Source organism: Pandoraea pneumonica (assembly GCF_049918595.1).
Classification (GTDB): Bacteria; Pseudomonadota; Gammaproteobacteria; order Burkholderiales; family Burkholderiaceae; genus Pandoraea; species Pandoraea pneumonica_A.
In genome coordinates this window covers 550,798-577,471 of the sequence record NZ_JBNCRZ010000004.1, presented here as the reverse complement: position 1 = coordinate 577,471, position 26,674 = coordinate 550,798, and the positions used below count along the sequence as shown (strand labels likewise).

General features: G+C 62.1%; 24 protein-coding genes. 11 read left to right on the top strand and 13 right to left on the bottom strand.

The window, feature by feature from the left end:
- Positions 1 to 42 precede the first annotated feature (42 nt).
- From ACPWR9_RS19260 to ACPWR9_RS19250, 3 genes are read left to right on the top strand one after another with little or no spacing between them, the layout of a single operon-like run.
- On the top strand, positions 43 to 1,311 hold the full coding sequence (locus ACPWR9_RS19260; protein WP_426330904.1) for an acetylornithine transaminase: 1,269 nt from the start codon (positions 43 to 45) through the stop codon (positions 1,309 to 1,311).
- A gap of 43 nt (positions 1,312 to 1,354) precedes the next feature.
- Positions 1,355 to 1,852, top strand: a complete 498-nt coding sequence (locus ACPWR9_RS19255) for a GNAT family N-acetyltransferase (RefSeq protein ID WP_426330905.1) — start codon at positions 1,355 to 1,357, stop codon at positions 1,850 to 1,852.
- Positions 1,849 to 2,322 carry a GNAT family acetyltransferase gene (locus ACPWR9_RS19250; protein WP_426330907.1) on the top strand — a complete coding sequence of 158 codons (474 nt, stop codon included), beginning with the start codon at positions 1,849 to 1,851 and terminating at the stop codon, positions 2,320 to 2,322. The genes ACPWR9_RS19255 and ACPWR9_RS19250 overlap by 4 nt, the downstream gene beginning before the upstream one ends.
- A gap of 106 nt (positions 2,323 to 2,428) precedes the next feature.
- Here ACPWR9_RS19250 and ACPWR9_RS19245 read toward each other — a convergent pair whose 3' ends face one another.
- From ACPWR9_RS19245 to ACPWR9_RS19215, 7 genes are all read right to left on the bottom strand, one after another.
- Positions 2,429 to 3,145: an ABC transporter ATP-binding protein gene (locus ACPWR9_RS19245; RefSeq protein WP_426330908.1), complete on the bottom strand. Its 717-nt coding sequence runs from the start codon at positions 3,143 to 3,145 to the stop codon at positions 2,429 to 2,431.
- Entirely contained in the window at positions 3,145 to 3,918 is a 774-nt protein-coding gene (locus tag ACPWR9_RS19240) for an ABC transporter ATP-binding protein (RefSeq protein WP_426330910.1), read from the bottom strand. Before ACPWR9_RS19240 ends, ACPWR9_RS19245 begins: the two co-directional genes overlap by 1 nt.
- Positions 3,919 to 3,939: 21 nt before the next feature.
- On the bottom strand, positions 3,940 to 5,076 hold the full coding sequence (locus ACPWR9_RS19235) for an ABC transporter permease subunit (RefSeq protein ID WP_426330911.1): 1,137 nt from the start codon (positions 5,074 to 5,076) through the stop codon (positions 3,940 to 3,942).
- Positions 5,077 to 5,092: 16 nt separating this feature from the next.
- Positions 5,093 to 6,043 (bottom strand): branched-chain amino acid ABC transporter permease, encoded by a 951-nt coding sequence (locus tag ACPWR9_RS19230; RefSeq protein ID WP_426330912.1) that lies wholly within the window; start codon positions 6,041 to 6,043, stop codon positions 5,093 to 5,095.
- A gap of 213 nt (positions 6,044 to 6,256) precedes the next feature.
- The gene (locus ACPWR9_RS19225) at positions 6,257 to 7,465 is read right to left on the bottom strand and encodes a branched-chain amino acid ABC transporter substrate-binding protein (protein ID WP_150680584.1); all 1,209 of its coding nucleotides are present in this window, start codon (positions 7,463 to 7,465) and stop codon (positions 6,257 to 6,259) included.
- Between the two features lie 758 nt (positions 7,466 to 8,223).
- Positions 8,224 to 9,195 (bottom strand): 4-hydroxy-3-methylbut-2-enyl diphosphate reductase, encoded by a 972-nt coding sequence (gene ispH, locus ACPWR9_RS19220; protein WP_426330913.1) that lies wholly within the window; start codon positions 9,193 to 9,195, stop codon positions 8,224 to 8,226.
- A gap of 8 nt (positions 9,196 to 9,203) precedes the next feature.
- On the bottom strand, positions 9,204 to 9,659 hold the full coding sequence (locus ACPWR9_RS19215; protein ID WP_150680586.1) for an FKBP-type peptidyl-prolyl cis-trans isomerase: 456 nt from the start codon (positions 9,657 to 9,659) through the stop codon (positions 9,204 to 9,206).
- Positions 9,660 to 9,822: 163 nt separating this feature from the next.
- On the opposite strand from ACPWR9_RS19215, the gene radC reads away from it, so the two are divergent.
- The 4 genes from radC (at position 9,823) to nadB (ending at position 12,977) form a co-directional block, all read left to right on the top strand.
- Positions 9,823 to 10,500 carry a RadC family protein gene (radC, locus tag ACPWR9_RS19210; RefSeq protein ID WP_426330914.1) on the top strand — a complete coding sequence of 226 codons (678 nt, stop codon included), beginning with the start codon at positions 9,823 to 9,825 and terminating at the stop codon, positions 10,498 to 10,500.
- A gap of 215 nt (positions 10,501 to 10,715) precedes the next feature.
- On the top strand, positions 10,716 to 10,949 hold the full coding sequence (rpmB, locus tag ACPWR9_RS19205; RefSeq protein ID WP_023594592.1) for a 50S ribosomal protein L28: 234 nt from the start codon (positions 10,716 to 10,718) through the stop codon (positions 10,947 to 10,949).
- A 16-nt stretch (positions 10,950 to 10,965) separates the two neighbouring features.
- On the top strand, positions 10,966 to 11,133 hold the full coding sequence (gene rpmG / locus ACPWR9_RS19200; protein WP_010807102.1) for a 50S ribosomal protein L33: 168 nt from the start codon (positions 10,966 to 10,968) through the stop codon (positions 11,131 to 11,133).
- Between the two features lie 242 nt (positions 11,134 to 11,375).
- The gene (gene nadB, locus ACPWR9_RS19195; protein WP_426330915.1) at positions 11,376 to 12,977 is read left to right on the top strand and encodes an L-aspartate oxidase; all 1,602 of its coding nucleotides are present in this window, start codon (positions 11,376 to 11,378) and stop codon (positions 12,975 to 12,977) included.
- 148 nt (positions 12,978 to 13,125) lie between these two features.
- On the opposite strand, the gene nadC is transcribed toward nadB, so the two are convergent.
- The 6 genes from nadC to purN all read right to left on the bottom strand — a co-directional run bounded on the left by nadC (position 13,126) and on the right by purN (position 20,431).
- On the bottom strand, positions 13,126 to 14,028 hold the full coding sequence (nadC, locus tag ACPWR9_RS19190; protein WP_426330916.1) for a carboxylating nicotinate-nucleotide diphosphorylase: 903 nt from the start codon (positions 14,026 to 14,028) through the stop codon (positions 13,126 to 13,128).
- Positions 14,028 to 15,161: a quinolinate synthase NadA gene (gene nadA, locus ACPWR9_RS19185; RefSeq protein WP_426330917.1), complete on the bottom strand. Its 1,134-nt coding sequence runs from the start codon at positions 15,159 to 15,161 to the stop codon at positions 14,028 to 14,030. The genes nadC and nadA overlap by 1 nt, the downstream gene beginning before the upstream one ends.
- Positions 15,162 to 15,251: 90 nt before the next feature.
- Complete coding sequence (locus tag ACPWR9_RS19180) at positions 15,252 to 16,448, bottom strand: DesA family fatty acid desaturase (protein WP_426330918.1); 1,197 nt, start codon at positions 16,446 to 16,448, stop codon at positions 15,252 to 15,254.
- Positions 16,449 to 16,750: 302 nt separating this feature from the next.
- Positions 16,751 to 18,163 (bottom strand): mechanosensitive ion channel family protein, encoded by a 1,413-nt coding sequence (locus tag ACPWR9_RS19175; RefSeq protein WP_426330919.1) that lies wholly within the window; start codon positions 18,161 to 18,163, stop codon positions 16,751 to 16,753.
- Positions 18,164 to 18,203: 40 nt separating this feature from the next.
- Positions 18,204 to 19,586, bottom strand: a complete 1,383-nt coding sequence (locus ACPWR9_RS19170) for an RsmB/NOP family class I SAM-dependent RNA methyltransferase (RefSeq protein ID WP_426331107.1) — start codon at positions 19,584 to 19,586, stop codon at positions 18,204 to 18,206.
- 194 nt (positions 19,587 to 19,780) lie between these two features.
- Positions 19,781 to 20,431: a phosphoribosylglycinamide formyltransferase gene (gene purN / locus ACPWR9_RS19165; protein WP_426330920.1), complete on the bottom strand. Its 651-nt coding sequence runs from the start codon at positions 20,429 to 20,431 to the stop codon at positions 19,781 to 19,783.
- Between the two features lie 219 nt (positions 20,432 to 20,650).
- Here purN and ACPWR9_RS19160 point away from each other — a divergent pair, with 219 nt between their 5' ends.
- From ACPWR9_RS19160 to coaBC, 4 genes are all read left to right on the top strand, one after another.
- Entirely contained in the window at positions 20,651 to 21,643 is a 993-nt protein-coding gene (locus tag ACPWR9_RS19160) for a bifunctional riboflavin kinase/FAD synthetase (RefSeq protein WP_426330921.1), read from the top strand.
- A gap of 160 nt (positions 21,644 to 21,803) precedes the next feature.
- Entirely contained in the window at positions 21,804 to 24,641 is a 2,838-nt protein-coding gene (gene ileS, locus ACPWR9_RS19155) for an isoleucine--tRNA ligase (RefSeq protein ID WP_426330922.1), read from the top strand.
- Complete coding sequence (gene lspA / locus ACPWR9_RS19150; protein WP_150680595.1) at positions 24,641 to 25,189, top strand: signal peptidase II; 549 nt, start codon at positions 24,641 to 24,643, stop codon at positions 25,187 to 25,189. The genes ileS and lspA overlap by 1 nt, the downstream gene beginning before the upstream one ends.
- A gap of 132 nt (positions 25,190 to 25,321) precedes the next feature.
- Positions 25,322 to 26,524, top strand: a complete 1,203-nt coding sequence (coaBC, locus tag ACPWR9_RS19145) for a bifunctional phosphopantothenoylcysteine decarboxylase/phosphopantothenate--cysteine ligase CoaBC (protein WP_426330923.1) — start codon at positions 25,322 to 25,324, stop codon at positions 26,522 to 26,524.
- Positions 26,525 to 26,674 lie beyond the last annotated feature (150 nt).

Sequence of the window (26,674 nt, the reverse complement as noted above, 5' to 3'; positions counted from 1 at the left end):
TTTATTCCTCGTCTCTTTACCTTTCGCCCTTCGGAGACCGTTATGTCGCTTGCTTCCCAATCTGCCGCCTCGTCATCGTCAACCGCCTCGACCACGAAGACTTCCGCCGACGCGAAGTTCGCCGAGTTCGCCACGCACGCCCTGTTGCCGATCACGTCGCGCCCGGATCTCGTGTTCACCCACGGCAAAGGTGCCTGGCTCTACGACCACGACGGCAAGCGATATCTCGATTTCATTCAAGGCTGGGCGGTGAACAGCCTCGGCCACTGCCACCCGGTGATGCGCGACGCGCTCGCCACGCAGGCCTCGCAGTTGCTCAACCCAAGCCCGGCGTACTACAACCTGCCGATGATCGAGCTGGCAGACTTGCTCGCGCGTCTGTCGGGGCTGGGGAAGGTGTTCTTCGCCAACAGCGGCGCAGAAGCCAACGAGAGCGCCATCAAGCTCGCCCGCAAGTGGGGACAGCTCCATCCGAACCCGGCAGGCGGCGCGCGCTTCGAGATCATCACGTTCAAAAACGGCTTCCACGGCCGCACGCTTGCGACGATGTCCGCCAGCGGCAAGCCGGGTTGGGACACCATCTTCGCGCCGCAAGTGCCGGGGTTCCCGAAGGCCGAGTTGAACGATATCGCTTCGGTCGAAGCCCTGATCGGCCCCGATACGGTCGCCGTGATGCTGGAGCCGATTCAAGGTGAAGCCGGTGTGGTGCCCGCAACCGACGCCTTCCTCAAGGAACTGCGCGCGCTGACTAAGGCTCGCGGCCTGCTGCTGATCGTCGACGAAGTGCAAACGGGCTGCGGGCGTACCGGCACGCTGTTCTCGCATCAACAAGCCGGTATCACGCCCGACATCATGACGCTCGGCAAAGGCATCGGCGGCGGCGTGCCGCTGGCCGCCATGCTCTGCGGCGACGAGTTCGCCGTGTTCCAACCGGGCGATCAGGGCGGGACTTACAACGGCAATCCGCTCATGTGCGCGGTCGGCCTCGCCGTGATGCGCACGGTCAGCGCGCCAGGCTTCCTCGAATTCGTTCGCGCTCAGGCCGACTACCTGAGCGCCGGGCTCGAACACCTGTCGTCGCGCTACGGCGGCCAGGGCGAGCGCGGTGCCGGGCTGCTGCGTGCCCTGCTGCTCGGCCGCGACATCGGCCCACAACTGGTGGAAGCCGCGCGTGACATGGGACCGGACGGCCTGCTGCTCAACTCGGCACGCCCGAACTTGCTGCGCTTTATGCCTGCACTCAACGTGAGCCGCGATGAAATCGATCAGATGCTGACGATGCTCGACTCGCTACTCGCCAAACACGCCTGATAACGCCGCCCCCGCTCAAGATTCCAAAGAGGAGATCACCACGATGAACGACATGAGCCAGGCGCACGCTACGCCACCGGCCGACGCCATCGTCGAAATTTCGTACGATCCGGCCCGACTCGATATCGGCTTCATCCACAACGCACTCTCGACACAGACGCACTGGGCGAAAGACATTCCGCGCGACACGCTCATGCGCGCGATCTCGAACTCGCTTTGCTTCGGCGCTTACGCGACGCATGTCGAAGGCGGCCCGGTGCAGCAAGTCGGTTTCGCACGCGTGATTACCGACCGTGCCACGTTCGCGTATCTGGCCGACGTGTTCGTCGATCCGTCGATGCGCGGCCTGGGCATTGGCAAGCGGCTGTGCGAGAACGTGCTCGCGCATCCGGCGTTGCAGAACCTGCGGCGCTTCTTGCTCGCGACCACCGATGCGGCAAGCCTGTATGCGCGCTATGGCTTCGAGCCACTGGGGGAGGTCAACAAGATGATGCAAATCCATCGGCCGGATATCTACACCGGCGAAGGGGCTGCCTCATGATCTCGCTGGCTTCCGACGTCCATATCCGCACCTTCGACGACGGCGACACCGATGCTGTGCTTGCACTCTGGCGCGAAGCGTTTCCCGAATACAACCGGGCGGATAAGCCGCACCGCGAACCGCGCCGCTCGATCGCCAACAAGGTGGCAATGAAAGACGGGTTGTTCTTCGTCGCCGTGCGCGATCGCAAGGTCGTGGGCACCGTGATGGCCGGGTACGACGGGCATCGTGGCTGGGTGTACTCGCTGGCGGTGGCGACAGCGCTGCGTCGGCGCGGCGTGGCAAGTGCGCTGCTCCGGCATGCGGAAACGGCACTCACCGAGCGCGGCTGCCTGAAGCTGAATTTGCAGGTGCTCACGCAATCTCGCGAAGCCCTCGCGTTCTATGCCGCGCACGGCTACGCGGCCGACGACGTGGTGAGTATGGGGAAGCGGTTGCCGCTGGCATCGCGCGTGAGCGCCGCCCTGTAGGCACCGACCGCTGAAGCTCGCGATTGATTTTCATCGCGGCATCACAACGAAAAAGCGCGCTGGAGTCGCCTCCAGCGCGCTTTCGTTTTCCAGTCAAGCCGACGGCTTATTCCCCCAGATACGCGGCGCGCACCTTCGGGTCGTCGAGCATGTCTTTGGCGTTACCGGTCATGGTGACGAGCCCGCTGTCCATCACGTAACCGCGGTGAGCGGCCTGCAATGCCAAGCGTGCGTTCTGTTCCACGAGCAGCACCGTCACGCCCTCACCCGAGACCGTGCGCACCACCTCGAAGATCTTGTCGACCATGATCGGCGAGAGGCCCATCGACGGCTCGTCGAGCAGCAACAGCTTGGGTTGGCTCATCAGCGCGCGCGCCATGGCGAGCATCTGCTGCTCACCGCCCGAGAGCGTACCGGCGAGTTGGTCCTTGCGCTCCTTCAGACGCGGGAAGATACCGAACATCTTGTCGACGTCGTTCTTGATCCCGCCCGTGTCGTTGCGCAGATAGGCCCCCATCTGCATGTTCTCGAGGATGGTCATGCGCGTGAAGATGCCGCGGCCTTCCGGCACCATCGCCAGCCCCTGCTTGAGCAGATCGAACGCTTTCACGCCGCGAATCGACTTGCCCAGATACTCGATGTCGCCATCGGCCCACGGCAGCAGGCCAGTGATGGCCTTCATCGTGGTCGTCTTGCCCGCACCGTTCGCGCCGATAAGCGTGACCAGTTCGCCCGGCTGGATACTCAGGTCGATGCCCTTGACCGCCTTAATCCCGCCGTACGCGACTTTCAGGCCCTTGATCGTCAACATTGCTGCGCTCATCAATGGCCTCCTGCACCGAGATACGCTTCAATCACCGCCGGATTTTTCTGCACATCCTGCGGCAAACCTTCGGCAATCACCTTGCCGTAATCGAGCACCGTCATGCGGTTGCACAAGCCCATCACCAGTTTCACGTCGTGCTCGATGAGCAGGATGGTCTTGCCGTCGCTGCGAATCTTGTCGAGCAAGCCGCGCAACTCGACCTTCTCGGTCGCGTTCATGCCTGCGGCCGGCTCGTCGAGCGCGAGCAGCTTCGGGTCGGTGGCCAACGCGCGGGCGATCTCCAGACGGCGCTGGTGGCCGTACGAGAGATTGGCGGCCGTGTAGTTGGCGTACTTCGCCACGCCCACGTATTCGAGCAGTTCCATCGCGCGGTCGCGGATAGCGCGTTCTTCGGCCTTTGCGCCCGGATACCGGACGATGGCGCCGATCACGCCCATCTTCGTACGCACGTGGCGCCCGACCATCACGTTCTCGACCACGGTCATGCCGCCGAACAGGCGAATGTTCTGGAACGTGCGGGCAATGCCCGCGCGTGCCACTTCATGCACGGCCGTCGGCTTGTAGGTCATGCCGTCGAGCGTGAATTCGCCCGAATCAGGCGTGTAGAGCCCGGTGATGACGTTAAAGAAGGTGGTCTTGCCGGCACCGTTCGGGCCGATCAGCCCGTAAATTTGCCCCGGCTTGATTTCCAGGCCCACATCGGTGAGGGCCTGAAGACCGCCGAAGCGTTTGTTCACGCCCTTTACGGACAGAAGAATTTGTTCGCTCATAGTCAGTTCGTCTCCCTCGGCTTACAGAGTCCGCTCTTCCGGACGCGGCGACGGCCACAGGCCGGCCGGACGGTACAGCATGATCAAGATCATGGCCAGACCGTACAGCAGTTGCCGGATCACCTCGGGATCGACGATGACACTGCCGAACAACTTCATTTGCAACGGGCCCATGGTCGAGCGCAGGATCTCGGGGAACGCCGAGAGCAGAATGCCGCCCAGAATCACGCCCGGAATGTGCCCCATACCGCCGAGCACCACCATCGAGAGCACGACGATCGACTCCCAGAAGGTGAACGACTCGGGCGAGACGAAGCCCTGGAACGCCGAGAACATGCCGCCGGCCACACCGCCGAACGACGCGCCCATGGCAAACGCGAGCAGCTTGATGTTGCGCGTGTTGATGCCCATCGCCTTGGCGGCAATTTCGTCTTCACGAATGGCCACCCACGCGCGTCCGATGCGCGAGTGCTGCAATCGTACGCAGATGAACGCGATGACCAGCGCAAGGAACACGAACAGGTAGTAGTACATGTACACCGAGCTGACCTGTATCCCGAAGAAGTTGTGCGCCTTCGAGAAGTCGAAGCCGAACAACGACGCGGGCTGGATGCCGGTGATCCCCTTCGGGCCGTTGGTGATGTTCACCGGACGGTCGAGGTTGTTCATGAAAATGCGGATAATTTCGCCGAAACCCAGCGTCACGATTGCCAGGTAGTCGCCGCGCAGACGCAGTGTCGGCGCACCCAGCAAAATGCCGAATATCGCCGCTACCGCCGCCCCGATCGGGATAGTGAACCACACGGGGACGTGCAGCCCGCCCGGGAACAGATGCCCGATCCACTCGAACTGCGTGGTCAGGTGGGGCGAGCTGAGAAACGCGGTGACGTACGCGCCCACGGCATAGAACGCGATGTAGCCCAAGTCGAGCAGGCCAGCAAAGCCCACGACGATGTTCAGGCCCAACGCGAGCATGATGTAGAGCAGCGCAAAGTCGAGCACGCGCACCCAGTAATTGCCGCCGGCATAACCGACGAGCACCGGGGCGAAGATCGCCGCGATGAGGAAGAATGCGAGGCCGCGATAGGCCTTGCGCGTGGCGGCGGCCGCCGAAATCTGCGTGGCCGGGCCAGCGGAAGTTTGCACAGGTTGATTCATTGTGTGGACTCCCCGCTTATGCACGATCTGCCACGCGTTCGCCCAGCAAGCCGGACGGACGGAACACCAGCACCACGATCAGAACGACGAAAGCGAACACGTCCTGATAGTTGCTGCCGAAAACACCCCCGGTGAGGTCACCGATATACCCCGCGCCCAACGCCTCGATCAGGCCGAGCAGCACGCCGCCGACCATGGCGCCTTGCAAGTTACCGATGCCTCCGAGCACGGCGGCGGTGAACGCCTTCATGCCGGGAATAAAACCCATGTAGAAGTGAGCGTTACCGTAGTTCGACGCCATCATCACGCCCGCCAGTGCGGCCAGTCCGCCGCCCAGCGCGAAGGTCGCCGAGATCACGAAGTTGGGGTTCACGCCCATGAGACCCGCCACATTGCGGTTCTCTGCCGTGGCACGCATGGCGCGCCCCAGCTTGGTGCGGTTCACGAGCTGCGTGAGGCCGAACATCACGAGGAACGCGACCACGACGATCACGATGCCGGTGCCGTTGGTCACGGCGCCCGGATGGTCGCCGCGTTGCGGGATGACCGTCATGGCGTCGGTGGGCAGCAGCTGCGGGAACGACAGCGGGTTACGCGACCAGATCAGCATGGCGATCGTCTGCAACAGCAGCGACACGCCGATGGCAGTGATCAGCGGCGCGAGTCGCGGCGCATTGCGCAGCGGCCGGTACGCGACCCGTTCGATCACGAAGTTGGTCAACGCACACACGGGCACACACACCGCGGTGGCGATGGCCAGCATTAGCACCGGATTCATGTTCGGTGCAATTTTCATCAGTAAGTTGATGGTGGACAGCGCGACCATCGCGCCGATCATCATCACGTCGGCGTGGGCAAAGTTGATGATGCCCAAAATGCCGTAGACCATGGTGTAGCCCAGCGCAATGATCGCGTACACGCTACCAAGCACGAGGCCGTTCAAGATTTGTTGGATAAAAATATCCATGAAGCTAACTCCTTGATCCCCGAAAACGGGCTCCCAGCGCGCTTCACCGATAGGCGTCGCAGGGGGGCTGAGAGAACTGCGGGTGTTGAGGCTAATCCTGGTTCAGGAGGGGGGGCCGTGCCCGTCATGCAGGCACGGCGTCGTTCCGCAGATGAAGAAACGGCACCGAAAGGGTAGGCAACGGTGCCGTTTCATGGCGCTAGCGCCCGGGAGTTACATCTTCACCACGTCAAGCACGCTCTTCTTCTTGTTCTGGTAGTTGTAGAGCGTAATCACCGGTTCCTTCATGTCGCCCTTGCTGTCGAAGGCGATGTGGCCAATGACACCCTTGTAGTCGGTGGCCGGCATGGCCGCCAGGATCTTGGCCGGATCGGTCGAGTTGGCACGCTTCATCGCATCGACAATCACGTTGACCGCATCGTACGTGAACGGGGCGTAGATCTGGATCGGCTGGTTGAAGCGCGCTTCATAACGCTTGGAGAAGTCGTCGCCGCCTTCCATCTTCGACAGCGCCATACCCGCTTCCGAGCAGACGATGTTGTCGATGGCGTCGCCAGCCAGTTCGGCCACCTTGTCGGTACACACGCCGTCGCCGGCCAGCACCTTGGCACCGATACCCAGTTCCTTCGACTGCTTGGCGAACGGGCCGCCGGTCGCATCCATACCGCCGTACATGATGATGTCCGGACGCTCACCCTTGATCTTGGTGAGAATGGCGCGGAAGTCCGTCGCCTTGTCGTTGGTCGCGTCGTGCGAGAGCACCTTCAGGCCGTTGGCCTTGGCGGTCTTCTCGAACTCGTCGGCCAAGCCCTTGCCGTAGGCCGTCGCGTCATCGACGATAGCCACCGACTTGGCGCCCAGCGTCTTGGTCGCGTAGTTGGCCAGTGCCGGACCCTGCTGGGCATCGGTTGCCACCACACGATAGGCCGTCTTGAAGCCCTGTTGGGTGTAAGCCGGGTTGGTCGCCGACGGGGAGATCTGCACGATGCCCGCATCGCTATAGATCTTCGATGCCGGGATCGTCGTACCGGAATTCAAGTGGCCCACCACTGCGACGACCTTCTCGTCGACCAGTTTCTGTGCAACTTGCGTAGCGGTCTTCGGATCGGCCGCATCGTCTTCCGCCACCAGTTCCAGCTTGACCGGCTTGCCGTCGATGGTCAGACCGGCCTTGTTGGCTTCCTCAACCGCGAGGCGTGCACCATTTTCGTTATCTTTGCCCAAGTGAGCAATTTGGCCCGTCAACGGTGCAACGTGACCAATCTTGATAACAACCGCATCGCCGCCCCCGCTGGCGGCTGTCGTCGCGGCAGGTGCAGAAGCGGCACCCGAATCGGCCTGCTTTTCTTCCTTCTGACCGCATGCCGCCAACAGCGTCACTGCGGCGACTACGGGCAGTACCTTCGCGAACTTGAGTTGCATGTGATTATCTCCTGATTGTCGGCGATTTAATAAAACGCCAATAACGCCAATTCAATGTTTCGTATGCGAAACGCGCGCATTGTAACTCCATTCTTTGCGGCTGCGATGCCCGCCGCCACAGGGTTTTCCATAATGGAGGCCTAAGGTTTATACCGACTTGTGCAACCCTATTTTTTCAAAAGTGCAACCCCGCATTCGATCTAGGTTTTACACACCCGGGCGAATTCGCTCAGGCGGCTCCATGGTGCATGCGATGCACCAAATATGGGATCCATCACCATAGTTACTAATAAAGCAAATAGTGTGCCCAATCAATTTGGAGCCATTACTCTAATTAAGGAAGCGTATAAATAATTGGATTATTGAAAAACGAATGGCGTTATTCGACTTCAATTCATTAAGTGTTGAATTGGCGAAATGACAGCCATGGTTTTAATGGCCGATACGGTAAATTGCACGAAAACGACACTGCGGTGATTCCGCAAAAACGTACGCAGAATTGCGTAGTGACCGCGCGGCGGTTTTGCGGGAGCAAGCGCGTGCTTTGACGGCCTTCAAGGGTAGGAGAAAGCGCTCGTTCGGCGCTTTCATGAAGTGTTGCAGCCTGCGGATGCGGCTGCGGAGGAACGTAGGTGCTCCGACGAGCGGGCAGCAAAAAGCCGGGGTGCGCTAGATGCGGCACCCCGGCTTTTTGCTGTCTGTCGGCCACCGGACTACGGCGGCCGACGAGACGTGAAGCTAACTTATCTTGCTCAGGCTTACTCGGTGACCGGCGTCAGGCCCTTGGGCAGCGGGAACGCGATGTTCTCTTCCACCCCTTCGAGCACCTTCACCTGGTTCACGCCCAGTTCGCGCAGACGCGAGACGATCGACTGTGCCAGCACTTCCGGGGCCGAGGCCCCTGCCGTCACGCCAATACGGCGCTTGCCGTCGAACCACTCGGGCTTGAGCTGCGCCGGCGAGTCGACCATATAGGCAGGCACGCCCATCTTCTCGGCCACTTCGCGCAGGCGGTTCGAATTGGAGCTGTTCGGGCTACCCACGACGACGACGACATCGCACTGCGGGGCCATGAACTTCACGGCGTCTTGGCGATTTTGCGTCGCGTAGCAAATATCTTGCTTCTTCGGCTCGGTGATCAGCGGGAAGCGCTTCTTGAGCGCATTGATCACTTCGGCGGCGTCGTCGACCGAGAGGGTCGTCTGCGTCACGAAGGCGAGCTTCGATTCGTCAGCGACTTGCAAGGCGAGTACGTCTTCGATGGTCTCGACGAGGAACATGCCCTCGCCCGACTGGCCCATGGTGCCCTCGACTTCCGGGTGACCCTTGTGACCGATCATGATGATCTCGAGGCCTTGGCCGCGCATCTTCGCCACTTCGACGTGCACCTTCGTCACGAGCGGACAGGTGGCGTCGAAGATGCGCAGACCGCGCTCCTGGGCTTCGGCACGCACAGCTTGCGACACGCCGTGAGCACTGAAGATCAACGTATTGCCCGAAGGCACGTCGGTCAGTTCTTCGACGAAAATCGCGCCTTTCTTGCGCAAGTTTTCGACGACGTAGGCGTTATGGACGATCTCGTGACGCACGTAGATCGGGGCCCCGAACATGGACAGCGCGCGCTCGACGATCTCGATTGCACGGTCGACGCCCGCGCAAAAACCGCGCGGCTGGGCTAGCAGAATTTCCGCGTCCGACAGGGTCGGCGCTACGACTTGGGTGGCGCTCATCTCGATTCCTACAGAATGCCGATAATCTGGACTTCGAACACAATCGGCTGTCCAGCCAACGGGTGGTTGAAGTCGAACAATGCCCAGCCGTCACCCAACTCGCGCAGGATGCCCGCATAGCGGCCACCGCTCGGCGCGTTGAATTCGACCAGATCGCCCACGGTATATTCTTCGCCGAAATTGCTGTTCTCTTGCAGCGTCTTCATCGACACGCGTTGCAGCAGCTCGGGGTTGCGCGGGCCAAAGGCCTGCTCCGGGGCAAGTTCAATACTACGGCGTTCCCCCACATTCATGCCTAGCAGCGCCTGCTCCAGCGTCGGCGCCATCTGGCCGCCGCCGAGTTGCAGAGTGGCCGGCGTGCCTTCGAAAGTGTTGACGATATCCGCACCGTCAGGCGCGGCAATCCGGTAGTGCAATGTCAGATAGGAATCGTCTTGAACCACGGGGGGTGCGACAGAATTCATGGGGGTCTCACAGCAAGGTCAAGCTAATATTGTAAATGACGACGCGTTGCGCGTCCGGCTCCCCCTTCGCGCAGTCCGGAATTTTTCCTCCGGCCACTGCATTTCCCCTATATGGACATCGCGGCGATTCATGCGCGTGGTGGTGTCTGCGCCTGGAGTCGTCATGTCTATCGCCCAGTGGCCCCTCGCCGAGCGGCCCCGTGAAAAAATGCTTGCCCGTGGGGCGAGCGCCCTCTCCGATGCCGAATTGCTCGCCATCTTCTTGCGCACCGGTTCGCGCGGGCGCAATGCCGTCGATCTTGGCCGCGATTTGCTCACACGCAGCGGCGGCTCGCTCACCCGCCTGCTAGCCACGCCGTTCGGGACGCTGCGCCAGATCCCCGGTCTCGGCCAGGCCAAATTCGTCCAGTTTCAAGCAGCACTCGAAGTGGCCAGGCGCATGCTTGGCGAGCGCATGGAGGTCGGGAATGTGCTCGACTCACCCGCGCGTTTGCGCGACTACCTTCGGCTGACCCTGAAGGACGATTCGCGTGAGCGCTTCTTTTGCTTGTTCCTCGATGCCGCACATCGGCTGGTGAGCGCTCGCATCATGTTCGAAGGCACCCTCACCCAAACGTGTGCTTACCCGCGTGAAATCGTGAGGGCAGCGCTCGAAGTCAATGCCGCCGTGGTCATCGTCGCGCACAACCACCCATCGGGCATCGCGCTGCCAAGCCCAGCAGACCTGGCGCTGACGCGCCTGCTGGGCGACGCGCTAGCCTTGCTGGAGATACGTTTGCTCGATCATTACATCGTCGCCGGCGACAGCGTGTACTCGCTCGCCGAACAGGGCGAGTTGTGATCTGCACAACAATTTAGCAAGCAATTCGCGTTCGCGGGCCGGTTTGCGCTATAATCCGTCCCTTCCCGAATCTCCGACAGGCGCTTCCCACCATGGGCTCGCGTCCTACATCGCCTAAAGCGATTGATTTGTCTGGGATTTTTGTGGTATCATCGCGGTCTGTCTTTTCGACTCACCACTTTTTTTTACACAGAATTCTGGGTTAGGAGTGCTTCATGGCACGCGTATGTCAAGTGACCGGGAAAGCGCCGATGGTCGGCAACAACGTTTCCCACGCCAACAACAAAACCAAGCGCCGTTTTCTCCCGAACTTGCAAAATCGCCGGTTCTGGGTTGAGAGCGAAAACCGTTGGGTGCGCCTGCGTATCTCGAACGCTGGCCTGCGCCTGATCGACAAGAACGGCATCGACTCCGTTCTCGCCGACCTGCGTTCGCGCAACGCCATCTAAGTTTTAGGAGCTCATCATGGCAAAAGGCGCTCGCGACAAGATCAAGCTGGAATCGACCGCTGGCACGGGTCATTTCTATACGACCACCAAGAACAAGCGTACCCATCCGGAAAAGATGGAAATCAGCAAGTTCGATCCGGTGGCTCGTAAGCACGTGCCGTACAAGGAAACCAAGATCAAATAAGATCAACAGGTTTTCTCGCAGTAGCTCGCTACTGCGTTCGATACCCCGCCTCTGGCGGGGTTTTTCATTTGGGCGTCCCGAAATTCAAATAGCTACGCGTTGCGTAGTCACACCGACATCGATATCGCCGTCGTGCGCATAGGGTCATGTGCCACGCGCGTATCGACTCGCTATACTGGCTCACTTCCTATCATGCGAATCACGTCACCAAGATGACGTCGATTACGGAGACAGCCCGTATCATGAATTTCGATGTCGTCATCGTCGGCAGTGGACTCGCCGGCCAATCCGTCGCCCTGCATCTGGCCGATACCTGCCGGGTCGCCCTGGTCGCCAAACGCCCCATGCCCGAAGGCGCCAGCGACTGGGCGCAAGGCGGCATCGCTGCCGTACTCGATTCGGCCGATAGCGTCGACGAACACGTGGCCGATACGCTCATTGCCGGCGCCGGGTTGTGCGACGAGGCTGCCACCCGCTTTATCGTCGAACATAGCCGCGAAGCCATCGAATGGTTGATTGGACAAGGCGTCCCGTTTACCCGCGATGAAGGCGCAGAACTCGGCTTCCACCTCACGCGCGAGGGCGGCCACAGTCACCGCCGCATCATTCATGCTGCCGACGCCACTGGGCACGCGGTCATCAGCACCCTCACCGAGCGCGTGCGAAAGCATCCCAATATCACGTTGTTTGAAAACCACTTTGCCGTCGATCTGATTACGTCGGATCGCGCGGACGCTGCGCCGACCGCCGGGCGTCACTGCCAAGGCCTGTATGTGCAAGATTTGGCCACCGGCGAAGTGCATGCGATGACGGCACGCCACACAGTGCTGGCCACCGGCGGTGCGGGGAAGGTTTATCTCTACACAACGAATCCAGACACAGCGACGGGCGACGGCATCGCCATGGCCTGGCGCGCCGGTTGCCGGATCGCGAACATGGAGTTCATCCAGTTCCATCCGACTTGCCTCTATCACCCGTATGCCAAATCGTTTCTGATTACCGAAGCCGTTCGCGGCGAAGGCGGTCGGCTCGTGCTACCCGATGGCACTCGCTTCATGCCGCAGCACGACCCGCGCGCCGAGTTGGCGCCGCGCGACATCGTGGCACGTGCCATCGATTTCGAGATGAAGAAGCATGGACTCGATTGCGTTTATCTGGATATCAGCCACCAGAGCCCTGAATTCCTGCAAGAACACTTCCCGACGATTCTGGCGCGCTGCGCCGAACTCGGTATCGACATCACGAAGCAGCCCATTCCCGTGGTCCCTGCCGCGCACTACACCTGCGGCGGCGTCGTCACGGACATGAACGGCCGCACCGATTTGCCGGGACTTTATGCTGTCGGCGAAGCCACTTACACCGGGCTGCACGGCGCGAACCGGCTAGCGAGCAATTCGCTGCTGGAGTGCATCGTGTTGGGTAAAGCGGCCGCAGAAGATATTCAAAGGGATGAGGCGTCGTCGGCCACGGTTCGCGACGTGCCCGCGTGGGACGAGAGTCGCGTTTCCGACGCCGATGAGGAAGTCGTGGTCGCCCACAACTGGGACGAACTGCGCAGGATGATGTGGAATTACGTAGGCATTGTGCGCACCACCAAGCGTTTGGAGCGCGCGCAACATCGGATCGCGTTACTGCGCGAAGAAATTGCCGAGTACTACGCGAATTTCCGCGTCAGTCGCGACTTGCTTGAGTTACGCAATCTGGTAGACGTGGCATCGCTAATCGTCGACAGCGCGCTTTCGCGTCACGAAAGTCGCGGCCTGCACTTCTCCCGCGACTTCCCCGACACGCTACCCAAAGCGTTGCCGACAGTGCTCTCACCGGTGCTGCCCCGCAAGCGCTAAAGCAACACTGCACGACGCGTTGCCACAACAGGCACCGAAAAAAGCAAACACCCCGAACGCCGGATCGACGTCCGATGTTCGGGGTGCTTTTTTTGACACTCGCGCACGGCACTGAGCAACCGATGCGCGCGCCCCATTCGCCTATGCTTTAGCCGACCGTCTCAAGAATACGCATCGAGAAATCTGTCGCGCGCACGTCCTTGGTGAGTGCGCCGATGGAAATGCGGTCGACGCCCGTCTCCGCAATGGCCCGCACCGTTTCCAAATTGATGCCACCCGAGGCTTCCAAGACCGCGCGACCGTCGGTCACACGCGCCGCTTCGCGCATCATCTCCAGCGAGAAGTTATCCAGCAGGATCGACTTGGCACCGCACTCCAGCGCCGTCTCCAGCTCTTCGAGCGATTCCACTTCAATCTGCACCGACGCGCCATCGGCCAGCCGATCGGCATTCGCAAGCACCTGACGAATGCCGCCCGCCGCTGCAATGTGGTTTTCCTTGATCAAAATGCCGTCATAAAGCGCGAGGCGTTGATTGGTCCCACCGCCGACAAGCACGGCAAACTTTTGCGCGAGACGCAGCCCCGGCATTGTCTTACGGGTGTCGAGCACCCGCGCCTTAGTGCCTTCCACGACATCCGCGTAGCGGCGCACAGCGCTCGCCACACCGGAGAGCAATTGAAGGAAGTTCATCGACGTGCGTTCGCCCGTGAGCAACGCGCGTGCCGGACCGTGGATGTCGCATACCGGCGAATCGGGCGTCATGCGATCGCCTTCGCGGTAATGCCATTGCACGCGAACGGACGCATCGATATTGCGCATGCTGGCTTCAAACCACTTCACGCCACACAGCACGGCCGCCTCCCGCACGATGATGCGCGCATGCGCCATCTCGTCGGCAGGCACCAAATAGCCAGTCAGATCACCGGCGCCGATGTCTTCCGCCAACGCGTCGCGCACATTGCGAACGAGAGCAGCTTCAAGGGGTTCGCCGAACGTGGCGAAATCGGAAGACAGCGCCTCGGCGGTGCTGAGCATTACGGATTGCGTCATTATGCGGGGCCTACACCAGAAAACAGCGCGCCATCGCGCGCGAAATCGCCGCTTGCGCGCACGCTCTGCTTGCGCGCTTCGGCGAACGACAACATGCGGTCGATACACGTATGGGCTCGCTGCCCAATATCCGCGTCGACGTGAATTTCGTTGTGGCCCTTTTCCAGCACGTCAGCCAGATTTTGCAGGCTGTTCATCGCCATCCACGGGCAATGCGCGCAGCTCTTGCACGTGGCGCTGTTGCCCGCCGTCGGCGCTTCGATGAAGTGCTTGCCGGGTGCCGCCGCGCGCATCTTATGCAGAATGCCGTTGTCGGTCGCGACGATAAATTCAGTCGCATCCATCGTCTGCGCCGCCGCAATCATTTGCGACGTCGAACCAACCACATCGGCCAACTCGACCACCGCAGCCGGCGACTCCGGATGCACGAGCACCTTCGCATTCGGATGTTCACGACGCAGCACTTCAAGCTCGGTCGCCTTGAATTCGTCGTGCACGAGGCATGCACCCTGCCACAGCAGCATGTCGGCGCCCGTCTGCTTCTGCACGTAGCTGCCGAGGTGGCGATCCGGGGCCCACAGAATCTTCTTACCCTGCGCGTGCAGATGCGCCACGATTTCCAGACCGATCGACGACGTCACCATCCAGTCGGCACGCGCCTTCACCGCTGCACTGGTGTTCGCGTAGACCACAACGGTGCGATCGGGATGCGCATCGCAAAACGCGGCAAATTCGTCCGCCGGACACCCCAGATCGAGCGAACACGTCGCGTCGAGATCGGGCATCAAGATGCGTTTTTCGGGACTGAGAATTTTCGACGTCTCGCCCATGAAGCGTACACCGGCGACCACGAGGGTCTTGGCCGAATGATTGCGACCAAAGCGCGCCATTTCGAGCGAATCGGCCACGCAGCCGCCGGTCTCTTCGGCGAGATCCTGCAAATCGGAATCGACGTAGTAATGAGCCACCAACACGGCATCTTGCTCGACGAGCAAGCGCTTGATACGGGCCTTGAGTGCCGTGCGCTCCTCCTGCGACGGCGCATCCGGGACACGTGCCCAGGCTTGGGCCACGCACATGGCGCCGCTCGGTGCGGGGCGCTCGAATTCTACGGATTTAAGTGAGGCATTCATTTTCGCTAGGTCTGTGGGGACCGGAATGACAAAACCCCGCCGTAGCGGGGTTTCGATTATGCGACAAAAACGGACTTCTGGCTGATGCGCTTACGCGTAGCGGCGCAGGCGCGTCGCGAATTCCTGCAAGGCGTGAATACCGCTTTGCTCGGCGCGATGGCACCAGTTCTGCAACTGGCTAAGCAATTGCTCGCGCGAGGCGTTCGAACGTTCCCAGATACCAGCCAGTTCGCTGCGCAGTTCGTAGTACGTTTGCACCGACTTGCTGTGCGCGAAGATTTCGCCGAGTTGCTGCTTCTGCGGCTCTTGCAGCGAGGCTTCGTCGTGATGCAGCCACTTACGGGCGCCGCGCAGCAACTGATACTCGCCAACCTGACGCTTTTCCTTGAATCGGGCCAACTCTTCACCGTAAGCACGCTTGAACGTCTTGGCATAGCGCGCCATGACTTCGTAGCGATTCGAGAGCACGGCTTGCAACGTATCGTCGTCGCACGCTGCCTTGACCTTGGCCAGCTTCGGCGTCGGCGCGATCTTCTTCACCTTGGCCAGACCCACGGCCGAGAGAATACGGATGTACATCCAGCCGATATCGAACTCGTACCACTTGTTCGACAGCTTGGCCGACGTGGCATACGTGTGGTGGTTGTTGTGCAGCTCTTCGCCGCCGATGATGATGCCCCACGGCAGCAGGTTCGTCGACGCGTCGGCGCAGTTGAAGTTGCGGTAGCCCCAGTAGTGGCCCAGACCGTTGACCACACCGGCGGCCCAGAACGGGATCCACACCATCTGCACGGCCCACACGGTCAGACCGATAGCACCGAACAGCGAGATGTTGATGATCATCATCATGCTGATGCCGAGAATCGGAAAACGCTTGTAGATGTTGTTTTCGATCCAGTCGTTCGGCGTGCCGTGGCTGAATTTACGCAGCGTTTCTTCGTTCTTCGCTTCGGCGCGATAGAGCTCGGCGCCTTCGGCGAGCACCTTCCACAGGCCACGCGTTTGCGGGCTATGCGGATCTTCCGGCGTTTCGCACTTGGCGTGGTGCTTGCGGTGAATGGCCGCCCACTCGCTCGTGATCATGCCCGTGGTCATCCACAGCCACAGACGGAAGAAGTGCGCGACCGCCGGATGCACGTCGAGCGCACGGTGCGCCTGGCAACGGTGCAGGTAGATCGTCACGGCCGCGATCGTCACGTGCGTGGCGATCAGCGTGTAGGCGGTGATCTCCCAGCCACTCCAATTGAGCAGGCCGGTAGAAAGAAATCCAAGGAGACTGTCCAGCAAAATATCACTCCAAACTAATCAATACGGTGGCAATCGCAGCAAGGGTGCCGCGTCTTGTCTTGTCGGGCCATGCGGAGGGCCAGCCACCGCGTTCGGTCTCGTTCTTGCGCTCGCTTGACGCTTTGATTCGCAGGAACTCCGCAAGTTGCGTGAATTCCCGGGGCGAGTGAGCGCTAAACGTGCCAGTGAACGTCTGGTTTTTATGGTTTGCCGGGCATTTTACCTGACGGACTGTTCCCCGTGTGTAACGTCCCCGCCACGCATTTTGTCGCAGGTCAAGCCGCTGCCGTAGAAAAAAACGTCTACGGGGTGGGCTTCTTGCCCTCGTCAGCCTGTGTTTGCGCCGCTTCCGGGGTACCCGGGGGCAACGGAATCCGGCTAACGGCGTCAGTCAGCCCGCCTGCGGGCCCAGCTTCGGCCCAGTCGTTCAGAATCCGTATTTCGCGCTGTGCGTACGGAATTTCAATACCGTGCTCGCGAAATGTGCGCCAAATCCGCAAATTTATCTGCGAACGGATCGATCCGCTGCCTAATGCCGGGTCTTGTACCCAAAACCCCATCTCGAGGTCCATTCCGTCCGCGCCGAAGTTCAACAGCAACGCCGAAGGGGCCGGATCGGTAAGCACGCGCGGGATGCCCTCGGCGGCCTTGAGCATCAACGACATGGCCAGTTCGACGTCGGCGCTGTAAGCGACCTGCACGTTGACCTTGGCCCGCCCGCGCGTCTCGGTGAACGAGTGGTTTTGCACAACGTCCGTGACGAGCTTTTCGTTCGGCACCAGTGCTTCAATGCCATCGAGTCCGCGTACGACCGTATATCGCGTGTTGATTTGGGAAACCGTGCCGTGATACGGCGCCACCGTAATCAGGTCGCCCAGCCGCACCGAGCGGTCGAGCAAGATGATGAAGCCCGATACGAGGTTCGACGCAATCTTCTGCAAGCCAAAGCCCAACCCGACACCGAGGGCACCGCCGAACACGCCGAGCACGGTGATGTCGATGCCCACGAACGACAGCGTCGCCAGCACCGCGATCAGCGTGAGCACGCCCTTCACCAGCCGCGACATCACTACTTTCAGATTGCCGTCGAGCGTGGTGGTGCGCATGATCCGGTCTTCGATCAGCGACCCGACCCACATCGCCAACACCAGCGTCACACCGATCCAGAGAATGCCCGAGAGCATCGAGAGCAGCGTGAGATGGCTGGCGCCCACGGCAAAACGCACGCTGGCGAGCCAGTTCAGGATGTCGTCGTGCACGCCGAGCACGTAGGCCAGCATCGACAGCCAGGCGAACGTGGTGAACACGCGCTCGAACACCTTCAACAGCCCGTAAGCATGCGGCGACGAGGCGAACAAGCGCCGCGCGAAGTAGAACGCCAGATAGATCAGCGCCGTGCCGAACAACGGCACTTCGGCCAGCCGCAGCAGCGAGACGCGCATGTACTCTTGCAGCACCACGCGTGTGAGCGCCACGCACATCCAGCCGAACATCGGGAAGAACGAACGGCGCAGGCTCGAAGAACCGGCACGGCGCGCAGGCGCCACCCGCTCGAAGTGACGATCGAGGCGGCCGATCATCCAGCGCCGCAACACGAACGCCACGCCGAGCGCCGCCACCAGCGCCACGACCTGCCAGATGATCTGCGGTTCGCCGAAGTCGCGTACGACGTCGCGCACCAACTTCGCGAAAGCCGGACTTTCCTGCATCGCCATTTTTATTTTTTCCCTTCTTAGCTAACGCGCGTCGCCGAACTTACTCCGCCGGAGTTTCCGGGGTTTCCGGGGTTTCCGGGATTTCCGCCGGCTCCGACGACTCCGATGCTTCAGCGGCAACCTTCGGTGCCTTGCGCGCCTTGTCCGCCTTCTCGGCTGCACGACGCTCGAACACCGCGGCGAAGAAGCCGTCTGTGGCGTGGCGATTCGGCAGCAGCTCCAGATACTTACCCGTGTCGAGTGCAATCTTCTGCGACGCGAGCAATTCGTTGGCAGGCAGCAGCGCGAAGTCCGGATGCGACGCGGCGAACGCCTCGGCAATCGCGCTGTTTTCTTCGTTCAGCAGACTGCACGTCGCGTAGACCAAGCGGCCGCCGGGCTTCACCAGCCGTGCTGCGCTGGCGAGAATCGACGCTTGCTTTTGCGTCAGCTCCGCCACCGATTGCGGCGACTGACGCCACTTCAGGTCCGGATTCCGGCGCAGCGTACCCAAGCCGCTGCACGGCGCGTCGACCAGCACACGGTCGATCTTGCCTGCCAGGCGCTTGATCTTGCTGTCGTTCTCGCTGTCGATCATCACAGGATAGACGTTCGACAAGCCGCTACGCGCCAGACGCGGCTTGAGTTTCGCGAGCCGCTTTTCCGAGACGTCGAATGCATAGAGCCGCCCGGTCGAGCGCATCTGCGCGCCGATCGCGAGCGTCTTGCCGCCCGCCCCTGCGCAGAAGTCGACGATCATCTCGCCACGGCGCGGTGCGACCAATTGACACAGCAACTGGCTGCCTTCGTCCTGCACTTCAATCGTCCCGGCGACGAAGAGCGCATGCTTTTGCAGCGCGGGCTTGCCCGCCAGACGAATGCCGTTCGGTGCGAACGGCGTGGGTTCTGCCGAGAAGCCGTCGGTGCGCAATTGCGCCAGCACGTCGTCGCGGTTGCCCTTGATCAGGTTCACGCGGCAATCGAGCGGTGCCGGTTGATTGAGCGCGGCAGCCAACGGTTCGAGTTCGTCGGCCTCGAAGCGCTTGGCGAGACGCTCGTAGAGCCAATCGGGAAGATTGGTACGCACACGGGTCGAAAGACTCGCCGGATCGATCTGGCCGACATGCTCCAGCCAGGTGATTTCGTCGGGCGTGGCAACCAACTGCACCGATGCCAGCCCGCGCGTGAACGCCAAACCCAGCAACGCCAGACGGCGCTCCAGCGGGCCAGAGCCGCTGCCAGCGTGCTGACCGAATTCGAGCTTGCGGCGCAGGATGGCAAAGACCGTTTCGGCCAGCACACCGCGTTCGCGATGGCCCAGCTTGGCGTTGGCACGGAAATAGGTGCTCACCAGTGTGTCGGCCGGGCCGGTGAAGGTCAGCACGCTGCCGAGCAACCGTTGTGTATGTTCGAAGAGCGCGGGCGACAGGTGGTCGCCGCGCATGCGGGCCGTCTCGGCGGGCGGGGCCTCCGGGCGGCGATCGTTGCGGGAGCGGTCGTAGCGGTCCGGGCGCACATAGCGCTCCTGACGCTCGCCGGCCTTGGCCGGTTTAGCCGTGTTACGGGAATCGGAGGACTTGCCGCCTGAGCGGTTACCGGATTGATTTGCGCCATCGCGGCGCTGCGTCGGACGGGTGCTCATGCGTTCTCACCAAAAAGCCATTGCGAATCGGGCGTGCCATCGGCGGCGGGGGTTACCGTCACACGGCCATCGGCCATGATCAGACGGTCTTCCACGAACCACCGCACAGCGCGCGGATAGATGATGTGTTCTAACGGCAGGATACGCTCGGCGAGTGCCTCGGGCGTGTCCCCGGCCTTCACCGGCACGGCGGCTTGCAGCACGAACGGGCCATGATCGAGCTCGGCCGTCACGAAATGCACGGTGGCGCCCACGATCTTGCAACCGGCTTCCAACGCCCGCGCATGCGTTTGCAGCCCCGGAAAGGCGGGCAACAGCGACGGGTGGATGTTCACGAGACGCCCGGCGTACCGTTCGGTGAACTCGGGCGTGAGAATGCGCATGAAACCGGCGAGCACGACCAGATCCGGCTGATGGCGGTCGATCTCGGCTGCGAGTTCGGCGTCGAACACTTCGCGGGTCTTGCCGCGGCTGGGCACCACGGCCGTGGCGATACCGTTCTCACGAGCAAAGACGAGGCCCTCGGCCTCGTCGCGGTTGGCGATGACGGCGGCCACGCGGGCCGGCCAGCCTTCGGCAGTACAGGCACGGACGATGGCCTCCATATTGCTGCCACGTCCGGAAATCAAGATGACAATGTTCTTCATCGGCAGATTTTATCATTGGCGCGCCGCACCAGACACGCGAAGCGCGCCGCGATGGCGCCGAAGCGTTTATAATTCAACGTTCTGCGGCGCCGCAATGTCGGTTTGGCCGTCCTGCCAGGCATCCGGGTCCGCCCCGCCGCCGCAGGCCAGCAACCCGTCCAGCGCCGCCTGGTTCATCCCATAACGTTCATCAACGTCCTGTACTGACGCTTCCTTATCGTGCGAGTCTTCCGGGGTCTACCCAACGCGCAAAGCAAAGCGCCCTGCGTGCTGACGATCGGCAATTTCGACGGCGTGCACCTCGGCCACCAGGCCCTGCTCGCGCGCGTGCGCGCCGCAGCGGCTGCGCGCGGCCTGCCGGTGTGCGTGATGACGTTCGAGCCTCATCCCCGCGAATACTTCTCCCCTGACAAAGCGCCTGCGCGCATCTCGAACCTGCGCGACAAGTTCGAAGCGTTGCGTGCGCATGGTGTCGACCGATTGGTGGTCGAGCACTTCAATGCGCATTTCGCCGGTCAGTCGCCTGAAGATTTCGTTCGCAACATCATCGTCGATGGCCTGCACACCCGCTGGCTGCTCGTAGGCGACGATTTCCGCTTCGGCGCCAAGCGCGCGGGCGACATCGCCTATCTGCGCGAAGCCGGCCGTCAGCACGACTTCGTCGTCGAGCAAATGCCGACGATCGCCCACGATGGCGTACGTATCTCCAGCTCGGAAGTGCGCGCCGCGCTCGCCGACGGCAACTTCGAGCGCGCGCATGCGCTGCTTGGTCGCCCGTATGCGATCTCGGGCCACGTCGTGCATGGCATGAAGCTCGGGCGCAAGCTCGGCTTCCCCACGCTCAATATCCGCATCGCGCACAAGCACCCGGCCCTCACGGGCATTTTCGTCGTGCAAGTCCACGGGCTGGCTGCGACGCCGTTGCCCGCCGTGGCCAGCCTCGGTCTGCGCCCGACGGTCGACGATTCGGGACGCGTGCTGCTGGAAGTGCATCTGTTGGACTTCGCGGGCGATTGCTACGGCAAACTCGTGCGCGTGGAATTTTTGCAGAAGCTGCGAGACGAAGCCAAATTCGACGGTCTGGCCGAGCTCGAAGCTGCCATCGCGCAGGACACGCGCGAGGCCCGCGCCTATTTCGCCCATGCGCTCGACGCCAACGGCCCGAGCGCACGACGCGACTTCGCCACCTCGGCAACCGATCGAATTAGTTGATCTTCGCCCGCGTGTGCTGGCGCTTCGCGTCGCGCGCGCGGCTCGGCACCGCCTCTGGCACACGTCGTCGCCAAGCGTCCTACCGGCCCCGCCGGCCGGCACGCGACGCAAACGGCGCGAGCGCCCCACACCGATTTCCAAAAATTCGTAGCGAAGCACCATGAGCGAAAAGAAAGCCCCGAGTAAGTACCCCGTCAATCTGCTGGATACGCCGTTCCCGATGCGCGGCGACCTGCCCAAGCGCGAGCCGCAGTGGGTCAAGCAGTGGCAGGACAAGAAGATCTACGACAAGATCCGCGAGGCCAGCAAGGGCCGGCCCAAGTTCATCCTGCACGACGGCCCGCCGTATGCGAACGGTGACATCCACCTCGGCCACGCGGTCAACAAGATCCTCAAGGACATGATCGTCAAGGCGCGCAACCTCGCCGGTTTCGACGCCGCCTATGTGCCGGGCTGGGACTGCCACGGCATGCCGATCGAAATCCAGATCGAAAAGCAGTTCGGCAAGCACCTGCCGGTGCGTGAAGTGCAGGAAAAAGCGCGCGCCTACGCTGCCGAACAGATCGAGCGCCAGAAGCCGAACTTCAAGCGTCTGGGCGTGCTCGGCGATTGGGACAACCCGTACAAGACCATGAACTTCTCGAACGAAGCCGATGAGCTTCGTGCGCTCGCGAAGATCATGGAGAACGGCTACGTCTACCGTGGTCTGAAGCCGGTGAACTGGTGTTTCGACTGCGGCTCGGCACTGGCCGAAGCGGAAGTCGAATACAAGGACAAGACCGATCTGGCCATCGACGTGGGCTTCGCCTTCGCCGAACCGGAGAAGGTCGCCAAGGCGTTCGGTCTGGCCAAGCTGCCGACGGACAACGGCTTCATCGTCATCTGGACGACCACGCCGTGGACCATCCCGTCGAACCAAGCCCTCAACGTGCACCCGGAAGTCGAGTACGCGCTGGTGTCGACCGAGCGCGGCCTGCTGATCCTCGCGACCGACCGCGTCGAAGACTGCCTGAAGACCTACGGCCTGCACGGCGAAATCATCGCGAAGACCAAGGGTGAAGCCCTCTCGCTGATCCGCTTCCGTCACCCGCTGGCCACGGCCGACGCGGGCTACGAGCGTACCTCGCCGGTCTATCTCGGCGACTACGTGACGACCGACACGGGTACCGGTATCGTCCACTCGGCCCCGGCCTACGGCGTGGAAGACTTCGTGTCGTGCAAGGCGCACGACATGCCCGATTCGGAAATCCGTATGCCGGTGCTCGGCGACGGCCGCTATCAAGACAGCCTGCCCCTGTTCGGCGGTCAGTCGATCTGGGACGCGAACCCGCATATCGTCGACGCACTGCGCGAAGCGGGTACGTTGTTCCATTCGTTCAAGTACACGCATAGCTACATGCACTGCTGGCGCCACAAGACGCCGATCATCTACCGCGCGACGAACCAGTGGTTCGCGGGCATGGATGTGAAGCCGGTCGAAGGCGCACCGGGCGACGGCAAGACGCTGCGCGAAATCGCGCTCGCCGGTATCGAGGCGACGGAATTCTTCCCCTCGTGGGGCAAGCAGCGCCTGCACAACATGATCGCGCACCGCCCGGACTGGACGCTCTCGCGCCAGCGCCAATGGGGCGTGCCGATGGCGTTCTTCGTCCATAAGGAAACCGGTGCCCTGCACCCGCGTACGCCGGAACTGCTCGAAGCCATCGCCAAGCGCGTGGAAACCGAAGGCATCGAAGCCTGGCAGACGCTCGACCCGGTCGAACTGCTCGGCGACGAGGCCAAGGATTACGTGAAGAACCGCGACACGCTCGACGTGTGGTTCGACTCGGGCACCACACACTGGCACGTGCTGCGCGGCTCGCACAAGCACGAGTTGGGCTTCCCGGCCGACCTGTATTTGGAAGGTTCGGACCAACACCGCGGCTGGTTCCACTCGTCGCTTCTGACCGCCTCGATGCTCGACGGCCGCCCGCCCTACAAGGCGCTGCTCACGCACGGCTTCACGGTCGATGGTCAGGGCCGCAAGATGTCGAAGTCGATCGGCAACACGATCCTGCCGCAAGACGTCGCAGACAAGCTGGGCGCGGAAATCATCCGTCTGTGGGTGGCATCGACCGATTATTCGGGCGAACTGTCGATCTCCGACGAAATTCTCAAGCGCGTGACCGAAGGCTATCGCCGCATCCGCAACACGCTGCGCTTCCTGCTCGCCAACCTGGCCGATTACGACCACGCGAAGCACGCGCTGCCGGCCGACCAATGGCTGGAGATCGACCGTTACGCCGTGGCGCTGACGAATTCGCTGCAAACCGAAGTGCTGGGCCACTACGACCGTTATGAGTTCCACCCGGTCGTGTCCAAGCTCCAGACGTTCTGCTCGGAAGACCTCGGCGGCTTCTACCTCGACATCCTGAAGGACCGCCTCTACACGAGCGCACCGGATGCCCCGGCCCGCCGTGCCGCGCAAAACGCGCTGTACCACATCACGCAGGGTCTGCTGAAGCTCATGGCCCCGTTCCTGTCGTTCACGGCGGAAGAAGCGTGGCAGGTGTTCCAGCCGGGCAACGATACGATCTTCACGGAAACGTACTACCAGTATCCGGAAGTGAGCGAAGCCACCCGCCTGCTCGAGAAGTGGTACCTGCTGCGCGCGGTGCGCAGCGATGTCACGAAGGCGCTCGAAGAAGCGCGCGCAGCCGAGCAGATCGGTTCGTCGCTGCAAGCGGAAGTGGAAGTGCGCGTGTCGGGCCGCAAGTTCGACGTGCTGGCCAGCCTCGGTGACGATCTGCGCTTCGTGCTGATCACGTCGGCCGCGACCGTCAAGCAGGTAGCGGACGAAGCCGCAGAGGGCGTGGTCGTCACGCCGTCGACTTATCAGAAGTGCGAGCGCTGCTGGCACTATCGTTTCGACGTGGGTTCGGACGCTGAACATCCGACCTTGTGCGGCCGCTGCGTGTCGAATCTCTTCGGCAGCGGCGAACATCGGAGCGCGGCATAATGGCTGGCAAAGCAGGCGCACGTACGGGCGCAAAACGTAGTAATGGCAACGGCGGCGGTGCCCGCATCGGCACCACGCTGGGTCTGGCCCCGTGGCTCGGCATCGCGGTCATCGCGATTCTGCTCGATCAGGTCACCAAGCTCACCATTTTGAAGACGTTCCAGTACGGCGAATTCCGTCCGCTGACCTCGTTCTTCAATCTGGTGCTGGTGTACAACAAAGGCGCGGCGTTCAACTTCCTGGCAGCCGCCGGTGGTTGGCAGCGCTGGTTCTTCACGGTGCTCGGCGTGGTTGCGGCAGTGGTCATCATGTGGCTGCTCAAGCGTCACAACGGCCAGAAGATGTTCTGCCTGTCGCTCTCGCTGATTCTGGGCGGTGCGCTCGGCAACGTGATCGACCGTGTGGTCTACGGCCATGTGATCGACTTTCTGGACTTTCACGTGGGCGGCTGGCACTGGCCGGCGTTCAACGTGGCCGACTCGGCCATTTGCGTAGGCGCCGTGCTGCTGGTGATCGACGAGTTGCGACGCGTGCGGCGCGGCAAGTAGCCACGTCAGAGCAGGATCTGCGGCACGGCTCGCAGGAGGCGGCAAGCGGTAACGCCCCTTCTGCCAGCCGCTGCCACCACCGTCGCGGCGCCCCGGAGGCGCCGCGCGGCACTTTGGAGGAGGCATTTTCAAATGGAACTTGCGGGCAAGACCATCGTCCTCGGACTCACCGGCGGCATCGCCTGTTACAAGTCTGCCGAACTCACGCGACTGTTTATCAAGGCAGGCGCGACCGTGCAGGTCGTCATGACCGACGCCGCCACGCAGTTCATCACCCCGCTCACGATGCAGGCCCTCTCCGGGCGGCCGGTGTTCACCAGCCAGTGGGATAACCGCGTCGACAACAATATGGCGCACATCGACCTCTCACGTGAGGCCGACGCCATTCTCATCGCTCCCGCGTCCACCGACTTTCTCGCCAAGCTCGCCCACGGCATGGCCGACGATCTGCTCTCCACGCTGTGCGTGGCGCGCGATTGTCCGCTGCTGGTGGCCCCCGCGATGAACCGGCAGATGTGGGGCAACCCGGCGACACAACGCAATGCGGCGACCCTGCGCGGCGACGGCGTCACGATTCTCGGCCCGGATAGCGGCGATCAGGCCTGCGGCGAAGTCGGTGACGGCCGCATGCTCGAACCGGAAGACATCTTCGAGGCCGTTGTCGGCTTCTTTCAGCCCAAGCGGCTGGCAGGCAAGCGTGTGCTGATTACGGCCGGGCCGACGTTCGAGCCGATCGATCCGGTGCGCGGCCTGACCAATCTGTCGAGCGGCAAGATGGGCTTCGCCATCGCACGTGCGGCGGCACAGGCCGGTGCGGACGTGCATCTCGTGGCTGGCCCGAGCGCGCTCGATACGCCCTACGGTGTGACGCGTAGCAACGTGCAGACGGCGCAACAGATGTATGACCGCGTGCTCGCCGATGCGCCGCACAGCGACATCTTCATCGCCGTGGCAGCCGTGGCCGACTGGCGCGTGCGCGAAGTGGCGCACGACAAGATCAAGAAGACGGGCGACGCCGACGTGCCCACGCTGGAATTCGTGCAGAACCCCGACATTCTCGCGGCCGTCGCGCAGTTGCCCAAGCCGCCGTATTGCGTGGGCTTCGCCGCCGAGTCGGGGGATCTGGAAAAGCATGGTGCCGAAAAGCGCCGCCGCAAACAGGTGCCGCTGCTCGTCGGCAATCTGGGGCCAGCCACGTTCGGGCAGGACGACAACGAAGTCATCCTCTTCGACGACGCCGGTCAGAAGCGCCTGCCGCGCGCCGACAAGCAGTCGCTAGCGCGCAGCCTGATTGTCGAGATTGCCGCGCGTCTACCGTCGCGCACGCCTGCTTAAGTTCGCCTCAAAGCATTCCCCTACTGGCCTCACGGCTGTCACCGTCGTTGTCCGGCGACGGTGACACACTGGCAACTCGCCACGTCTGCCCTGCCACGTAGGCCCTGCAATATCTGCTTCAACCGCTTTCTCTGCCTCACCTGTCGCGGC

What these genes read in the sequence shown, in the direction of transcription:
- ACPWR9_RS19260 (WP_426330904.1), top strand. Translation starts at nt 43, where the DNA reads ATGTCGCTTGCTTCCCAATCTGCCGCCTCGTCATCGTCAACCGCCTCG.
- ACPWR9_RS19255 (WP_426330905.1), top strand. Translation starts at nt 1,355, where the DNA reads ATGAACGACATGAGCCAGGCGCACGCTACGCCACCGGCCGACGCCATC.
- ACPWR9_RS19250 (WP_426330907.1), top strand. Translation starts at nt 1,849, where the DNA reads ATGATCTCGCTGGCTTCCGACGTCCATATCCGCACCTTCGACGACGGC.
- ACPWR9_RS19245 (WP_426330908.1), bottom strand. Translation starts at nt 3,145, where the DNA reads ATGAGCGCAGCAATGTTGACGATCAAGGGCCTGAAAGTCGCGTACGGC.
- ACPWR9_RS19240 (WP_426330910.1), bottom strand. Translation starts at nt 3,918, where the DNA reads ATGAGCGAACAAATTCTTCTGTCCGTAAAGGGCGTGAACAAACGCTTC.
- ACPWR9_RS19235 (WP_426330911.1), bottom strand. Translation starts at nt 5,076, where the DNA reads ATGAATCAACCTGTGCAAACTTCCGCTGGCCCGGCCACGCAGATTTCG.
- ACPWR9_RS19230 (WP_426330912.1), bottom strand. Translation starts at nt 6,043, where the DNA reads ATGGATATTTTTATCCAACAAATCTTGAACGGCCTCGTGCTTGGTAGC.
- ACPWR9_RS19225 (WP_150680584.1), bottom strand. Translation starts at nt 7,465, where the DNA reads ATGCAACTCAAGTTCGCGAAGGTACTGCCCGTAGTCGCCGCAGTGACG.
- ispH (WP_426330913.1), bottom strand. Translation starts at nt 9,195, where the DNA reads ATGAGCGCCACCCAAGTCGTAGCGCCGACCCTGTCGGACGCGGAAATT.
- ACPWR9_RS19215 (WP_150680586.1), bottom strand. Translation starts at nt 9,659, where the DNA reads ATGAATTCTGTCGCACCCCCCGTGGTTCAAGACGATTCCTATCTGACA.
- radC (WP_426330914.1), top strand. Translation starts at nt 9,823, where the DNA reads ATGTCTATCGCCCAGTGGCCCCTCGCCGAGCGGCCCCGTGAAAAAATG.
- rpmB (WP_023594592.1), top strand. Translation starts at nt 10,716, where the DNA reads ATGGCACGCGTATGTCAAGTGACCGGGAAAGCGCCGATGGTCGGCAAC.
- rpmG (WP_010807102.1), top strand. Translation starts at nt 10,966, where the DNA reads ATGGCAAAAGGCGCTCGCGACAAGATCAAGCTGGAATCGACCGCTGGC.
- nadB (WP_426330915.1), top strand. Translation starts at nt 11,376, where the DNA reads ATGAATTTCGATGTCGTCATCGTCGGCAGTGGACTCGCCGGCCAATCC.
- nadC (WP_426330916.1), bottom strand. Translation starts at nt 14,028, where the DNA reads ATGACGCAATCCGTAATGCTCAGCACCGCCGAGGCGCTGTCTTCCGAT.
- nadA (WP_426330917.1), bottom strand. Translation starts at nt 15,161, where the DNA reads ATGAATGCCTCACTTAAATCCGTAGAATTCGAGCGCCCCGCACCGAGC.
- ACPWR9_RS19175 (WP_426330919.1), bottom strand. Translation starts at nt 18,163, where the DNA reads ATGGCGATGCAGGAAAGTCCGGCTTTCGCGAAGTTGGTGCGCGACGTC.
- ACPWR9_RS19170 (WP_426331107.1), bottom strand. Translation starts at nt 19,586, where the DNA reads ATGCGCGGCGACCACCTGTCGCCCGCGCTCTTCGAACATACACAACGG.
- purN (WP_426330920.1), bottom strand. Translation starts at nt 20,431, where the DNA reads ATGAAGAACATTGTCATCTTGATTTCCGGACGTGGCAGCAATATGGAG.
- ileS (WP_426330922.1), top strand. Translation starts at nt 21,804, where the DNA reads ATGAGCGAAAAGAAAGCCCCGAGTAAGTACCCCGTCAATCTGCTGGAT.
- lspA (WP_150680595.1), top strand. Translation starts at nt 24,641, where the DNA reads ATGGCTGGCAAAGCAGGCGCACGTACGGGCGCAAAACGTAGTAATGGC.
- coaBC (WP_426330923.1), top strand. Translation starts at nt 25,322, where the DNA reads ATGGAACTTGCGGGCAAGACCATCGTCCTCGGACTCACCGGCGGCATC.